General features: G+C 37.4%; 12 protein-coding genes. 3 read left to right on the top strand and 9 right to left on the bottom strand.

Features of this window, described 5'->3' with window-relative positions:
- The first annotated feature begins 163 nt into the window (after positions 1-163).
- Positions 164-679, top strand: coding sequence for a shikimate kinase (locus ACODR7_RS11250; RefSeq protein WP_047428102.1), 516 nt, complete (start codon positions 164-166; stop codon positions 677-679).
- A gap of 19 nt (positions 680-698) precedes the next feature.
- Here the strand turns inward: ACODR7_RS11250 and ACODR7_RS11245 are convergent, their stop codons facing one another.
- Entirely contained in the window at positions 699-1,136 is a 438-nt protein-coding gene (locus tag ACODR7_RS11245) for an RNA-binding S4 domain-containing protein (RefSeq protein WP_488839090.1), read from the bottom strand.
- A gap of 55 nt (positions 1,137-1,191) precedes the next feature.
- On the opposite strand from ACODR7_RS11245, the gene ACODR7_RS11240 reads away from it, so the two are divergent.
- Entirely contained in the window at positions 1,192-1,965 is a 774-nt protein-coding gene (locus ACODR7_RS11240) for a hypothetical protein (protein WP_488839089.1), read from the top strand.
- 62 nt (positions 1,966-2,027) lie between these two features.
- Here ACODR7_RS11240 and ACODR7_RS11235 read toward each other — a convergent pair whose 3' ends face one another.
- The 5 genes from ACODR7_RS11235 to ACODR7_RS11215 all read right to left on the bottom strand — a co-directional run bounded on the left by ACODR7_RS11235 (position 2,028) and on the right by ACODR7_RS11215 (position 8,788).
- Positions 2,028-3,545: an FMN-binding glutamate synthase family protein gene (locus ACODR7_RS11235; protein ID WP_488839088.1), complete on the bottom strand. Its 1,518-nt coding sequence runs from the start codon at positions 3,543-3,545 to the stop codon at positions 2,028-2,030.
- Positions 3,546-3,599: 54 nt separating this feature from the next.
- A complete protein-coding gene (mtaB, locus tag ACODR7_RS11230) occupies positions 3,600-4,946 on the bottom strand; it encodes a tRNA (N(6)-L-threonylcarbamoyladenosine(37)-C(2))-methylthiotransferase MtaB (RefSeq protein WP_488839087.1) in 1,347 nt (448 codons plus the stop codon).
- Positions 4,947-5,012: 66 nt separating this feature from the next.
- The gene (locus ACODR7_RS11225; protein ID WP_488839086.1) at positions 5,013-5,603 is read right to left on the bottom strand and encodes a DUF1572 domain-containing protein; all 591 of its coding nucleotides are present in this window, start codon (positions 5,601-5,603) and stop codon (positions 5,013-5,015) included.
- An 85-nt stretch (positions 5,604-5,688) separates the two neighbouring features.
- On the bottom strand, positions 5,689-7,791 hold the full coding sequence (locus ACODR7_RS11220; RefSeq protein ID WP_488839085.1) for a T9SS type B sorting domain-containing protein: 2,103 nt from the start codon (positions 7,789-7,791) through the stop codon (positions 5,689-5,691).
- A gap of 199 nt (positions 7,792-7,990) precedes the next feature.
- Positions 7,991-8,788, bottom strand: a complete 798-nt coding sequence (locus ACODR7_RS11215) for a hypothetical protein (RefSeq protein WP_488839084.1) — start codon at positions 8,786-8,788, stop codon at positions 7,991-7,993.
- A gap of 204 nt (positions 8,789-8,992) precedes the next feature.
- Between ACODR7_RS11215 and glgP the strand changes: the two genes are divergently transcribed.
- A complete protein-coding gene (gene glgP / locus ACODR7_RS11210; protein WP_488839083.1) occupies positions 8,993-10,654 on the top strand; it encodes an alpha-glucan family phosphorylase in 1,662 nt (553 codons plus the stop codon).
- Positions 10,655-10,656: 2 nt separating this feature from the next.
- Here the strand turns inward: glgP and ACODR7_RS11205 are convergent, their stop codons facing one another.
- The 3 genes from ACODR7_RS11205 to ACODR7_RS11195 are packed head-to-tail and all read right to left on the bottom strand — an operon-like array spanning position 10,657 to position 15,026.
- Complete coding sequence (locus ACODR7_RS11205) at positions 10,657-11,754, bottom strand: formylglycine-generating enzyme family protein (protein WP_488839082.1); 1,098 nt, start codon at positions 11,752-11,754, stop codon at positions 10,657-10,659.
- 48 nt (positions 11,755-11,802) lie between these two features.
- Positions 11,803-13,413: a sulfatase gene (locus tag ACODR7_RS11200; protein WP_488839081.1), complete on the bottom strand. Its 1,611-nt coding sequence runs from the start codon at positions 13,411-13,413 to the stop codon at positions 11,803-11,805.
- A 17-nt stretch (positions 13,414-13,430) separates the two neighbouring features.
- Entirely contained in the window at positions 13,431-15,026 is a 1,596-nt protein-coding gene (locus ACODR7_RS11195) for a sulfatase (RefSeq protein WP_488839080.1), read from the bottom strand.
- Positions 15,027-15,167: the final 141 nt, after the last annotated feature.

Below are 15,167 nucleotides of genomic sequence, written 5' to 3'. Positions count from 1 at the left end.
ACCCATACATTAAAAGTGTATTGCTCTACCAGCTGAGCTACCGAGTCGGCCACTTGTGTAACAAGTTTTCATTTAAGTAATGTCCCTTGTTTTAAGTGGTGCAAAGATATGACTTTTTTCTTTATCTCAAAACTTTTTCGCAAATTTGTTTAAAAAAAAATTCATGGTAATTTCATTGATCGGATACATGGGAAGTGGCAAATCTCACATTTCCAAAATATTAAGCGAAAAAATAGATTTTAAATTAATCGATCTCGATAAAGAGATTTCCAGAAGAAATAAATTAACTATCCCTGAAATTTTTGAGAAAAAGGGAGAAATTTACTTTAGAAAGCTGGAAAGAGAGGCACTTGAAGAGATATTGGCTTCGGAAGAAAATGTAGTTTTAAGTCTTGGCGGAGGAACTCCGGTATATTATAATAACATGGAGATCATTAATCACAACTCCAAGAGTGTTTTTTTAAGAACAGGAGTAGGAACATTGGTGGAAAGGCTTTCAAAGCAGAAAGAAAAAAGGCCATTAATTGCCAATATATCTGATGAAGACCTGCCGGAATTTATAGCCAAACATTTATTTGAAAGAAATCAATTCTACAGCAAAGCGCAATTCACTGTAGGGACAGATTCCAGAGAACCGGAAGACATTGTCAACGAAATAATAGAAAAGCTCTATCTCTAGAGCTTTTTTACTTTTTATATTAATCTTCATCCTCACCTTCACCGCCAGTCTCTCCGAAGAAATCATCCCAGTCTGTAAAATCGGAGTCGATATCGTTTCCTACATAACCATCCATATCTCTTCTGTCTTTTTTGGTAGGCCTTCCCTCACCTTTGTTTCTGTAATAGTCCTGTGACATTTTACGAAGTTTCAACAGTTCGTATTGTTCTTTATCTGTTACGTCCTGAATATGAAGAGGCACCAGCTTGGCTCCTATTCTGCTTTTAGGGATCTGAATTACTTTTATTTTATAATCAATCTGATTCTTACGGATTTTAATTGTATCTCCTTCTTTTACCTCTTTAGATGACTTTACGGCAGACGTTCCTATAGAAACTCTGTTCTTTTTAATCTCCTCTGCTGCAATACTTCTCGTCTTATAAAAACGAATGCTCCATAAAAATTTATCTATTCTCATAATTTTTTATACTTTTGCCGTTATATTATTTGTAAAGTAATTAAAGTTTTTTGAAATGAAAAAAATATTTTTATATATCCTTGCAGGATCTTTGTGTTTTTCTGCTTGTAAAAAAGATGATACAATTGATACTTATGTAGAACCGGAAGACATTGCTACGCAAAACACCTATGATGATCAGGCCATTAAGAAATTCATGGATGAAAACTATCTGGATGCACAGGGTAATATAAAAGCTTTCAGCTCTACGGACACAGCAGATGATAACGAAAAGAAATTATCTGAATTATCGCCTGTAACGCTTCCTTCAGGAACAATCTATATTATGAGGAGCGGTGCTCAGCCTGTAAATCCTACAGCTAATCAAACCATCAAGGATGATGATATTATCAAAATTATGGGACGAGCATACTCTTATCTGGCAGTTAATTCTGATGGAAACACTTCATTTACATCAAAAGCTGCTTTTTTAAATACCATTGACGGAACAGGTGTGCCTGTTATTGATCCAATGTATTATTATGTAAAAAGATCAATATTAAGCCCCATTACTAGCCCTGATGCTGCAAAAAAAGCAGGTTATTATCAAATTTCTGGTTTCAGAGAAGCTTTACAGAAGTTCAAAGCATTTGATAATCTTACCGGTGAAACACCATATAACTTACAAGGCGTCATTATTGTCCCTTCCAGAGCTGCTTTTGCAAGAAATCCTCATTATCCGTATTTAAATACGTCTTACAGAAATAAATCTTTTGTATTCAACTTCCAGATTTATGGAAGAGAGGACAGACCTAACGATGATAAGCAAACAACAGAACAACAGCAATAAAAAATATCCATACTATAAAAAAACACCGTCTTAACCGTGTTTTTTGTTATATTTAATATGGATTACGGTCTTGCTTTCTGTTTTACATTTCCTAAAATATCAGGGAAGTATAGATCTGCAAGGTGGTCAAATTCATCTCCTCTCATAAACATAGTAGCGTCTACTTCTTCATAAGAGCTTCTTCCTGCTGCAGCAATCAGTTCATTGCAGGTATGGAGTGTATTTTTGTGGAAGTGATATACTCTTTCAGCTTTATCCGTTACATCAAGTCCTTTAATAAGCATTTTATCCTGAGTTGCTACTCCCGTAGGACAGTTATTTGAGTTACATCTCAATGCCTGGATACATCCTAAAGAGAACATAAATCCTCTGGCGTTATTACACATATCAGCTCCCATAGCAACAGCTCTCAGAATATCAAGACTGGTAAGAACTTTACCGCTGGCAATCACTCTTAATTTACTTCTCAGATTATAGTTATTAAGCGTTCTGTTCACAAAGATCAAAGCGGGTTCTAATGGCATCCCTACTCCATCAGAGAATTCTGGCGGTGCTGCTCCTGTTCCTCCTTCAGCTCCGTCTATGGTTATAAAATCAGGATAAATTTTCAAAACATTCATCTGTACACAGATATCTTCAAATTCTTTGGTATCACCGATACAAAGTTTAAAACCAATTGGCTTTCCTCCTGAAAGTTCTCTTAACTGCTGTACAAACCTCAGCAATCCGGCAGCATCAGAAAAAGCACTGTGTGAGGGTGGTGAAATAACAGTCATTCCCGGTGTTACATGACGAATGGCTGCAATTTCCGGTGTATTTTTTACTCCCGGAAGCACTCCTCCATGTCCTGGTTTTGCACCCTGTGATAATTTGATCTCAACCATTTTCACATTTGGAAGGGTGGAATATTTTGTAAATAATTCAGGATTGAATTTTCCTTCAGCGTCACGGCATCCGAAATACCCTGTTCCGATCTGCCAGCAAAGGTCTCCTCCTTCCATATGATAAGGTGAAATCCCTCCTTCTCCTGTATTATGATAGAAGTTTCCTTTTTTTGCGCCTCTGTTCAGTGAGATCTGTGCTCTGTCACTCAATGCTCCGAAACTCATTGCTGAGATATTCAATAAAGAAGCATGATAAGGCTGTGTACACTGTTCTCCTCCCACCCATACTCTCGGAAGTTCTTCTGACGGTGATTTTGCATAAATAGAATGCTTGATCCCTTCATATTTTCTGTGATTTACTTCCAGCTGCGTACCAAAAGCTACTGTATCACTTAAATTTTTTGCACGTCTGTATACTGCAGAACGCTGGTTTCTTGGAAATGGTTTCCCATCTGTTTCCCTTTCAATAAAATATTGCTGCATTTCGGGTGAAATACTTTCGAAAAAATACCTGAAGTATCCCAATACAGGAAAGTTCCTCAAAATAGCATGTTTCGATTGGTAAGCATTGTAAACACCCAATGCATAAATTGCGGATAACAGCGTAGGTATCCAATAATGCGCTCTGATCAGTATTGCTATAATCCATGTAGCAACTACTAATACAATTCCCCAAGATAAAAACTTATCTCTCATGAATGTAGTATTTAAAAGTTTAAAAATAAATTTAGTGGAATTTTAGCAAAGAGCCTACGCTTTTGCTAAAAAATTTTGGTAAGAAGATTGCACAGAAACCGTGCCATCTGACAGGATTTTTTCTAAATTTAGAAATTCGATTTGGTTTACGGATGCCGGATCAAAGTCTTTCTGGACTCTCACATAGTTTTCTGTGAAGCCAAACATTTTCCCGTCTTTATTTTCATGCTCCCAAAGAACAGGAAGCGTTTTTCCCAATTGGGTCTGATAAAATGCCATTTTTTTCTTTTCAGAAAGAATTCTCAGCATTTTGTTGCGTTTTTTTCTTTCCGCTACAGGAACTACTCCGTCCATAGCGGCAGCTTCCGTATTTTCTCTTTCAGAATAGGTAAATACGTGAAGGTAGGTGATAGGAAGCTCATTAAGGAAATTATAGGTTTCCATAAATCTTTCTTCTGTTTCTCCCGGGAATCCTACAATAACATCTACACCGATAGCCGCATCAGGCATTACCTCGCGGATCTTGTTCACTCTGTCGTTATACAGTTTGGTCAGGTAACGACGTTTCATCTTTTTCAAAAGATCATCGCTTCCGGATTGTAACGGGATATGAAAATGCGGAACAAAGCTTTTACTTTTAGAAACCAGTTCTATACTTTCATCTTTCAAAAGATTAGGTTCAATAGAAGATATACGGATTCTTTCTATTCCTTCTACTTTATCCAGCTCTGAAATAAGATCCAGGAACGTATGCTCGTGTCTTTTATTTCCGAATTCTCCTTTACCGTAATCCCCGATATTTACACCTGTAAGAACAATTTCTTTGATGTCTTTTGCAGCGATTTCCGTGGCATTTTTGAGAACATTTTCAATCGTATCAGAACGTGAAATCCCTCTGGCTAATGGAATGGTACAGTAGGTACATTTATAATCACAGCCATCCTGTACTTTCAGGAAAGCTCTGGTTCTGTCTCCTATAGAATAACTTCCGATAAAGAAATCGGTTTCTTCAATTTCACAGGAATGAACTACGCCTTCATTTTCAGATTTCTCCAAATCGTCCAGATAGCTCAGAATATTGAATTTTTCTTTTGCTCCTAAAACCAGGTCAACTCCTTCAATTTGTGAAATTTCTTCAGGTTTTAACTGTGCATAGCATCCAACAATTACCACCAGTCCTTCCGGATTGGCTTTCATTGCTCTTTTCACGTGAAGTTTACATTCACGGTCAGCATTTTCTGTCACAGAACATGTATTGATAACATACACATTCGCTTTTTCATCAAAGCTTACCTTATCATAACCTGCATCTGTTAATTGACGGGCAATAGTAGATGTTTCTGCAAAGTTTAATTTGCAGCCAAGTGTATGAAACGCGGCAGTTCTGTGAAAAGTAGACATTTGTTACTCCTGAATTTTATGGGTGCAAAGATAGTAATTTTAATAAGAATCCAAGATTGATTCAATCTATTGTTTATATTCGTCTCTTACTTCGGGGCTGTTTTGAAAGCAGACGGGCGATGAATTGGCAGCTGGATCCTGATTTGAAAATTTGGTTTTCATTTCTGTATTAAACTGTTGAGATCGGTTTCTGGCAATAGAGAGTGTGTTCCAATCTTCATTCTTTATCATTTTGGCAATATAAACGATCTGACCGATATGGTAAGGATAATGTGCCAATTGACGAAGAACGGCATCAATAACCGGATGTGCTTCTCCTCTGATGTACGTTGTGGAATAGAGATTCTCCTCGTTTATTTTATCAAGAGCATCAAAAAGGCAGGCCCAGCCTTTTTCCCAATATTCAAGAATGTCTTCTTTCGTTGTAAATGTATTGACAAATTCTCCATCGCGGTTACGCCAGGATTTCTCTCCGTCTTCAGTAAGAAAATTGGTCCATCTCGAAAGCATATTTCCTGCAAGATGTTTCACAATGATGGCAATAGAATTACTTTCTTCATTATACTGCCAGAACATCTGCTCATCTGTTAACTGTTCAAAGGTTTTATCACCAAGAGATTTATAGTATTCAAAGCGTTTTACAAACAGGTCTTTCATTCTTTCTATTTTGATATCTAATTTAACAACTTTTAAAAATAAAAACCACCTCAATTGAAGTGGTTTTTTCTATCTGTTTTATTGACTATTCTCTGTTTTTCACCAATACCCAACCTGTGAATTTAATGGCTGTATTCTTTTTATCATTTTCATTCCATGTGATAGAATACCAATATGTTCCTGTAGGGACTCTTCTTCCTCCCTGGATACCATCCCATTTATAGCCATTGGATTGGTCTGCCTGGAAGATTTTATTTCCATAGCGGTCAAAGACATTCATGATCAGGTTTTGTTTGTTTGCCAAGGCGGAATAATCGATCACATCATTTATTCCATCTGCATTAGGGGTAATCACATTGATCAGATTAGGGACAACAATTCCTATTTCTATCGGATCACAGTCATAAGCATCTTTTACATAGACTTTATGATCTCCTCTTGAAAGATTACTGAATACATTGGAATCCTGCCAGATGATATTATCTATTGAATATTTATAAGCCGGAGTTCCTCCTATTACAGATACTGTGATGGTATTATTTGAGATATCAATACCGGAAACAACAGGCTGTTCGGAAGGAAGTACTTTTACCGTTTGTGTTGTAACACATTCTCCTGTTTTAAGTTTTACCCAGTATACTCCTATTCCGGCTTTGATCGTTTGTGTAGTTGCTCCTGTACTCCACTCGTAGCTTTTAAATCCGGGACCTGCGTCCAGAGTGGTCTGATCTTCTGCACAAATAGTCACATCTTTAAGTTTATCAGAATATACAGGTGGAATAACAATTAAAGTAACCTTAGCTACATTATAACATCCCTGAGCATTAGAAACTCTTATATACACAAATCCATTAGGTGCAATGTAATTATTGGGATTCAGGATTTCATTGGTCTGATTAAGAGCATCCGTTAATGAAGGATAATATTTTTTTGTAGGATTAGTTTGCCCAGTTACCGAAGCATTGACAAGATTGAAAGAAGCTGTGGATGGGCTGGCTTCGATGAAGCATGATCTCAGGGTTGTTTCATTCACTACCACTACCGGATAAAATTTCAAAGTAATCTGTGCTACTGCAGTACAACCAAATTCTGAGATCACCTTCACGTAGATAATACCTTCTGCAGAAACAAATGCCATTGGGGTGGTAATCTCATTGGTTCCGGCATTGAGATCCGCCATTGTGGGATAATATTTCTTAGTAACATTTGGGTTTCCAATAACGTCCGCTGTAGTTAAATCAAATAAAGCTGTGCCTGCATTATTATTGTTGCATTGGGTCAAAGTTGCGTTTTTCGCTGTAATAGATCCATTTTTAAATTTAAATAATCCAACCTGTTTACATTTATTGAGCGGATTAGACGTATTGGTTGGATCGGTATAATTGATGCTGTAGTAATAGACAGTTGTCGTATTTACCGTGATAGGTGTTGTAATGGGATTATTCCCCGTTAAGGCATCATTCTGACTCAGATGATAACTTACCCCAAAGTTTTGATTTCCATTAAGAATTCCTGAGGATAATGTAGAAAAATCGAATAATGCTGTAGCAGAACAGATGACCACTTCTCTTGGATCAGCAGGATTTGCAGCCGGAATTCCGGGAGGATTAAATGGCTGTGTCTGAATAGCCGGATCTGTAAATGGTGAAGCCAGTGTTGCAGTTCCTCCCCACGTTAAAGAAAATGGAGCTGTAGTGGAACTGGTACTGCTCACCCAGTTGTCAATAAACAAGTAATATGTTTGCCCTGGCAAAACATCAAGATATTTACAATAAGGAGTCAGAGAACCTCCTGCAGCGCTTAAAATTGTGCTTGTCATATTCAATCCTGTAGCGGGTCCGGGTCCGATAACTGTTGCTGCATTACAGCGTATCGGCGACCCTAAACTTCCACAGGTTACATTAGGACCAAAAATCGCCCAGTCATAATCGGCATCCGGATTATTCGGAACAAGGTCGAAGGTAAGTGTACCTCCTGTAGCGATTGTAATTTTATACCAGATTGAGTTGTGTTCTCCCGTAAAATCTATACAACTTCCGGAGTTGACCAATTCTTTTATATTACCATAACCGGTAGGACTATACGTGATATTTGAATTTCCACAAACAGAGAGTGCAGTAGCACAGTCTGCCTGAGCATAGAAAGTATGAGAGAGACATAGAAGTATGAAAAGTAGAAGTTTCCTCATAGATTTAATGTTTTTATGGTTATATCAGTTACACATTGTATTGATAATCAACACCCATCAAATATAACCTTATTTTAAATAAAAACAATAAAATCTAAACAATTTTAAACGATTACAAATTAAAATATCAAATAAATTAAAATAATATGCACTATATTAAATTACATAACAAAATAATCAAAAACAATTAACATTCACTTTATTTTATACTTGTAATATTTCCACAGAGATTTTCCAGGTGAAATATTTTATGGAAAGGGCTTTTTACTTCTTTCAGATGTTCTTTATCCTGAATGAAAGTATATCTTGAGGCAATAGAATTCATATCGGAAACAATAACCAGCCAGCATTCATCCACAGAGGTGTCATAATATGGGAATTTTTCGTTCTTTTTTTCAATAAGTTCCAGAATCTTTTCCGAGCAAAGCTCATCAAACAGATTCATGCTGTATTCATGAGTGATAAAAACATTTCTGCGGTGAAAAGATTTTCTCAGACTTTTCACACAGCCTGCTGGTTTATTTTTTTTGATACTCTTGTAAATACTGATGATGTTTTCCTGCTGTACTTCGAGATTGTCAAATTTCGTTTCCGGGTGGAATTCCAAAAAATAAACACCACGATATTTCGTAGTGTCTTCCTGTTCTAATAGTATTTCTGCCTGACGGAACATTTTATTCAAAGTACTTTCTACTTTTTTCATTTCCAGATGATTGATTACTTCGGTCAGTTCTATTCCGATTTTTTTGTCGTTGAACTTGGCGATAAAGTCTGGACTCTCGCAGGTAAGGTTTTCAAATTTAACTTCGGGGAAATGATGCATAAAAGAGTTGAGAAGAAGAATCTCGGATTTCTTTCTGTACTTTTCACGGTCATGCAGCGGAGATTCATCTATGGTACGGTGATACTTTTCCATTGGCTTTTTTTTCAAATGCCGATTAAGATAGTATAAACTAAGATTCTTTATCAGATCTTCTTCAGAAAACGTCTTTTTCATGTGTGATTTTTTTATTTAATTAAAGAACACATGCAGCCAATGGCTTTCATCATTAAAAGTTTTTGATAATCAAAAATTTACACTCTTAAAGGTAAGTAAAAAAACAATTCAATACTTAGTTTTTAAATTAATTTATCGATTAATTAATGTAAAGTTTATTTTCATAATTAATACCTTTGTCTTTTTAAACACAAACCCACACTTATGGATTTCAGGAATTTCAGAATACCCTACACTATCAATCCTCAATATTCAAAAAAGACCGTCTATTTCTCCATGGAATTTGCTCTTGAGCAGGTACTTAAAATATATTCCGGAGGACTTGGCTTTCTGGCAGGATCTCACATGAGAAGTGCTTATAACCTTAAGCAGGATCTTATTGGAATCGGTATCCTGTGGAAATTTGGCTATTATGACCAGGCAAGAAACCACGACCAGTCTTTACAGCCTGTATGGACGAGAAAAATGTACAGTTTTCTTGAAGATACCGGAATAAAATTCCAAATCGAAATCCACAGTGCTCCGGTTTGGGTAAAAGTATGGTACCTTGATCCTGAAATCTTCAATACGGCACCCATGTTTTTCCTTTCTACAGATGTTCCGGAAAATGATCATGTCTCGAAAACAATCTGTCACAAGTTGTATGATGCCAATGAATCTACAAAGCTTGCTCAATATATTTTATTGGGAAAAGGAGGAGCCAAGTTACTGGATGAAATGAATATTGAAAGAGAGGTGTATCATCTTAATGAAGCCCATGGACTTCCTGCAGCATTTTATCTTCTGAGAAAATATAACGGAGATCTTAATAAAGTTAAAGAAAAACTTGTTTTCACCACTCATACCCCTGAGGAAGCAGGGAATGAAAAGCATAGCTTCAGATTATGCTATGATATGTCCTATTTTTCCGGATACAGTATGGAAGAAGTAAAAAATATTGAAGGATCTGATGACGACCGTTTTAATCACTCTCTCTGCGCATTAAGAATGGCCAGAATGGCCAATGGAGTTTCCCAGCTTCATGGTGTAGTTTCCAGAGCCATGTGGAGTAAATATCCGGGAATCTGTGAGATCACTTCTATTACCAATGCTCAGGAATTTAAATACTGGTCTGATAAACCTTTATACAATGCAAAGGATGAAAACGACAGTACAGTTTTCGATTTCCGCAAAAAATATCTGAAGAAAAAACTGTTCAGTATTGTTGCAGATCAGACAGGAAATTTATTTAATCCTAATGTCTTTACGATGGTATGGGCCAGAAGATTTGCAGGCTATAAGAGAGCAGAACTTCTTTTACATGATAAGGAAAGATTCTACAGACTTCTGAATAATCCAAAATATCCGGTACAGATCATCTGGGCAGGGAAACCTTACCCAATGGACTATTCTGCCATTTCTACGTTCAATACACTGGTTGAAGAAAGTAAAAACCATAAGAATATTGCTGTTCTTACAGGGTATGAGCTTTCTTTAAGCAAGTCTTTAAAACAGGGTTCTGATGTATGGCTTAATAATCCAAGAGTTCCAAGGGAAGCTTCCGGAACTTCCGGTATGACGGCTGCCATGAACGGATCTGTAAATTTATCCACAGATGATGGCTGGATCCCGGAATTTGCCAGGCACGGAGAAAACTCTTTTGTAGTTCCCAAAGCAGATTATCTGAACATGAGTATTTACGAACAGGATAATTATGATTTAAATAAATTGTATGAAATTCTTGAAAATGAAATTCTCCCAACCTATTACGACCGTCCTGACGAATGGAGAAAAATCCAGTACAATGCAATGAATGATGTGAAAGATCATTTCAACAGTGACAGAATGGCGGATGAATATTACAGAATCCTCTATAATCAGCAATAGAATTAATGAGCAATATCCTGAACACATCTGAATCCGGTGTGTTCAAGGCTTGTATCAGGGCTGCTTTTCATGCGGCGGGCTACTCTGTATCCGCTGCAATAGCTATCATTACATAAAAAGCTTCCTCCACGCAGGCTGCGTTTTACACTATACGGTTCCTGAGGGTCATAAGACCTGTCTGCACCCTGAGGATTCAGAACGAGGCTGCCTTCCAGTTTTTTATAGTAATCATAATTGTATAAATCGCTGCACCATTCCCAAACATTTCCAGCCATGTCATACAGGCCATATCCGTTGGCTTTAAATGATTGTACAGGAGCAAGGGTACTATAGCCGTCTTTCTTATCATTAAGGTAGGGAAATTTTCCTTCCCAGCTGTTCGCTTTAGGAACTCCTGCATTGATGGGTTCATTTCCCCATGGATAAATATTATTTTTTAGTCCGCCCCGTGCTGCAAATTCCCATTCTGCTTCTGTGGGCAAGCGTTTACCTGACCATTTACAGTATGCCTGTGCATCATCCCAGCTTACATGTACCACGGGATAATTGTCTTTTCCTTCAATATTACTTGCCGGCCCCTGAGGATGCTTCCAGCTAGCACCTTTTACCCATTTCCACCACTGGCTGAAGTCATTCAGATTTACAGGTTTACTTGTGGGTTTAAATACTAATGAAGCAGCTACCAGCAAGCTATCCGGAGGTTTCGGAGTACCCTCAGGCAGGTTTTTTTTTAATTCATCCCAATCGGGTTTACGTTCTGCCGTTGTGATATATCCTGTAGCATTTACAAATTTGCGGAACTGTTCATTTGTTACTTCGGTTATATCCATATAGAACGGATAAACTTTTACTCTGTGTTTGGGATATTCATCTGCATCAGCCTGGCTGTTATCCCCTCCCATGTCAAATTCACCCCCGGGAATAAATACCATTCCTTCCAGAGAAATTTTCCCGTTAAAACGGATATGGGAAGACTCTGCAGCTCCTAACCGCTTCGGCACATTCATACAGGTGTGTCCCGGTTTCTCTTCCTCCGGTTTTAAGATTTTATTCTTATTACAGGAAGATAAAAAACTTAATGCACCTATGCATATCATCATCTTTTTTATTATGGAAAACCTCATTTTAATCTGAATATTTACAGGTTTTTATGATTTCGGCTTGCTATACCTCCATCCCTTCTGCATCTGTGATGACAATTGGCTAACCAGCTTTTTAGAAGAAATTTCTTCAGCGATATTCACATTTTCATCAGGGTCATTTTTATGATCATACAGTTCTCTGGCCAGATAGGCTCCTCGCTTTTCAGTATCTTTATTCCATTCAAACCATTCTACATATCTGTAACGATCCGTACGGATGGCGTATCCCATTCTTTCTACATTTTGTACCCCTCTGGCTTTTACTCCAAATCTCCCTAGTAAAAACTGGCTGTAGGCTGCTGTTTTCCATGCACGGGCAGGATCTGTAAGCAGAGGTTTCATACTGGCCCCCTGAAGATAATCAGGTATTTTTATTCCCGCCATATCGCATAAAGTGGGATAAATATCAACAAATTCTGTAAGAGCATCGCTTGTTTTTCCTTTTGCTTTTACTCCTGCCCCACTGATAATAAGCGGTACTCTGGTATCAATCTCATAGTTGCTCTGTTTACACCAGCTGTTATGCTCTCCCAGTTTCCAGCCATGATCTCCCCACAGTACGATAATGGTATTTTCACTAAGCCCCAGTTCGTCAAGTGCTTTTAACAGTCTTCCTATCTGAGCATCCGTATAAGAAACAGACGCGTAATATCCATGGAGAAGTTCCCGCTGCTTTTCAATATCATAAGGTTTTTCTGAAGGTAAAGGCAGATCAGATCTATCAGTATACGCTCTCAGTTCAGTATCCCCATGTACGGCAAATTCCGGAGCATTTTCTGGCATGAATTGATTTTTCGCAAGCGGTATATCGTTTCTGTTATACAAATCCCAGTACTTTTTAGGAGCGTTAAAGGGTAAATGCGGACGGTAATAACCTACTGAAAAAAAGAAAGGCCTATCTTTTCCTTTTAATTCTTTCAGCTTTTGAATAGCCATTGTGGTTTGCGCTCCGTCATAATAGGCATCATCATCAACGTCTGCCATTTCAACGGAATTAGCCTTTGTATAGACAAATCCATAGGCATCAGGCCTGGCTTTTCCAATTTTTTGAAGACCAAGTTCTTTTTCCTTCTGAATCATCTTGTTTTTTTCCATCTGGTACACAGCGTCCGGATCAAAAGGATATCCGGCTACATGAACCTCTTCATTCCAGGACTTATCATCAGGAAAATTATTATGAAAGGTTTTTCCTATCCCTACCGTATAATAACCGTTATTCTTGAATGCCTGAGGAAGAGTGATTACATCCGGCAGGTTTTTCCTGAAATCTGTCTGAAGATCCCATACACGTACAGAATCTGGTCTCAAACCTGTAAGAAGGCTTGCTCTAGAAGGATTACATACCGCCTGCTGACAGTATGCTCTATTAAAAACGACTCCTTTTGCTGCAAGCTTATCCATATTAGGCGTTTTTATAACAGTGTTTCCATAGCAGCCCATTTCAGGTCTTAAATCATCAATAGGAATAAACAGGATATTGGGTCTTGTTTGCTTTACATTGGATCTTATACTTTTTTTAGGTTTAGGATTATCTTTATGGAAACTTCCACCACTTATTGTTATACAATTACAAATCGATATAATGAATACTATTTTTAAAAAATTGAAATTCTTCATGAGGTCCAAATTTTCTTTTATTGATAAGATTTAGTTGTTATCAGCTTATCTTTCACTTGTTTCCATCCTTTTTTACGTTGCTCAGAAAGCTTTTCCAGGATATCTTTGTTTTCCGGATAAACTGCAACATTGAAATTCTCTTTTGGATCTGAACTAAGATTATAAAGTTCCCGAGCCACAAGTTCTCCAGGCTTTTGGGTTACTTTATCCCAATAATACCACTCTATCAGATGATAGCTTTTGGTCACCATTGAATATCCCATGTAATTTTTTTTATTAAGATCTATTCCTTCCCCGGCCGGCCGCAAAAACTGACTGAATACAGCTCCTTTCCATTCCACACTATTTTCATTCAGAAGTTTTTTAAAGCTTACTCCTTGCAGATAAGAGGGAGTTTCTATTCCTGCAAGATCACAGAGGGTAGGATAAAGATCTACCATCTCTACCAGTTCATTGCTTTTACTTCCTGGATTTTTCATTCCGGGCGCATAAACAATAAGTGGAACACGGGTATCATTTAAATAATTAGTCTGTTTCCCCCATGCATTATGTTCTCCTAATTTCCAGCCATGGTCTCCCCATAATACAATAATGGTGTTATCTATTAATTTTTGTTTTTCAAGCTCATCTACAAGTCGTCCAATACAGGCATCAACATAACTTACAGAAGCATAATACCCATGTTTTAGCATTCTGGCTTCTTTTTCCGGCATTCTGAAGTAGGCAGGATGTTTTACATATTCAAGGTCATAACAAGCAGTCATCTCTTTTTGGTTATACATGGCCATGCTTGGTGCATTGAACGGAATAAAACGGTTATCTGCCATTGGTATTTCCATAGGATCATAAAGGTCCCAGTACTTTTTAGGAGCTACAAATGGTAAATGCGGTCTGAAATAACCCAATGCCAGAAAGAAGGGTTTCTTTTTATTTTTAATACGGTTGATCGTTTGAATGGCAAGTGATGTCTGAGCTCCATCATACAATGAGTCATCAGGACAGTTTGCAACTTCTACAGAACGTCCATATGCCCAACCGTTACCATATCTTTTAGGATCTTTGGCTAATCTTTCCAGTCTTTTGGCAGCAAGCTCAGTTTTAAGTTCTCCGCTGAAATAAAAAGATTCGGCATCTCTGTCTATCATATTTTTAACAGCATATTCTTCAGGACGGAGATCAGGCTCCCGGAAAGAGATAGAATCTGGCATATGATTATGAAAAATCTTTCCGATGGATACTGTATGATAATTGAATTTTTCAAACTGTTGAGGAATCGTTACCACATCAGGATGTATTTTGCGAAATTCTTCTCCCAATACCCATACTTTGGTGGAATCCGGCCGTAAGCCTGTTAAAGCACTTGCTCTGGAAGGAGCGCAAACAGCCACCTGGCAATACGCATTTGTGAAAGTGGTACCTCTTCTTGCCAGCTTATCAATATTGGGTGTTTTAATAATTGAATTACCGTAAACTCCCAGTTCCGGCCTAAGGTCATCAACGACAATAAAGATTACATTGGGGTTAGATTTTTTTTGCGACTGTCCTGCAATGATGCTAAATGGTAAAATCAATAGAAGAATATATATTGATTTTAAAGTTGAAAATCCAAACATATCAATTATTTTACATAATCAGCCTTGTAAGAATGTAAGTTGCATTGTGGCAGCAAAGAAAAGCTTCCCAAGGTTGTTTATCGATTAAACACTGGATAAAGAAAAACTTTAAACATCCACAAAACATTAAGGAGTCTTTTT

It is taken from the genome of Chryseobacterium sp. FG46, assembly GCF_057809135.1.
Note: the sequence above shows the minus strand (reverse complement) of the source record. Positions and strands in the feature narration are given on the sequence as shown.

What these genes read in the sequence shown, in the direction of transcription:
- ACODR7_RS11235 (WP_488839088.1), bottom strand. Translation starts at nt 3,545, where the DNA reads ATGAGAGATAAGTTTTTATCTTGGGGAATTGTATTAGTAGTTGCTACA.
- ACODR7_RS11205 (WP_488839082.1), bottom strand. Translation starts at nt 11,754, where the DNA reads ATGATGATATGCATAGGTGCATTAAGTTTTTTATCTTCCTGTAATAAG.
- ACODR7_RS11240 (WP_488839089.1), top strand. Translation starts at nt 1,192, where the DNA reads ATGAAAAAAATATTTTTATATATCCTTGCAGGATCTTTGTGTTTTTCT.
- ACODR7_RS11200 (WP_488839081.1), bottom strand. Translation starts at nt 13,413, where the DNA reads ATGAAGAATTTCAATTTTTTAAAAATAGTATTCATTATATCGATTTGT.
- ACODR7_RS11250 (WP_047428102.1), top strand. Translation starts at nt 164, where the DNA reads ATGGTAATTTCATTGATCGGATACATGGGAAGTGGCAAATCTCACATT.
- ACODR7_RS11220 (WP_488839085.1), bottom strand. Translation starts at nt 7,791, where the DNA reads ATGAGGAAACTTCTACTTTTCATACTTCTATGTCTCTCTCATACTTTC.
- ACODR7_RS11195 (WP_488839080.1), bottom strand. Translation starts at nt 15,026, where the DNA reads ATGTTTGGATTTTCAACTTTAAAATCAATATATATTCTTCTATTGATT.
- glgP (WP_488839083.1), top strand. Translation starts at nt 8,993, where the DNA reads ATGGATTTCAGGAATTTCAGAATACCCTACACTATCAATCCTCAATAT.
- ACODR7_RS11215 (WP_488839084.1), bottom strand. Translation starts at nt 8,788, where the DNA reads ATGAAAAAGACGTTTTCTGAAGAAGATCTGATAAAGAATCTTAGTTTA.
- mtaB (WP_488839087.1), bottom strand. Translation starts at nt 4,946, where the DNA reads ATGTCTACTTTTCACAGAACTGCCGCGTTTCATACACTTGGCTGCAAA.
- ACODR7_RS11225 (WP_488839086.1), bottom strand. Translation starts at nt 5,603, where the DNA reads ATGAAAGACCTGTTTGTAAAACGCTTTGAATACTATAAATCTCTTGGT.
- ACODR7_RS11245 (WP_488839090.1), bottom strand. Translation starts at nt 1,136, where the DNA reads ATGAGAATAGATAAATTTTTATGGAGCATTCGTTTTTATAAGACGAGA.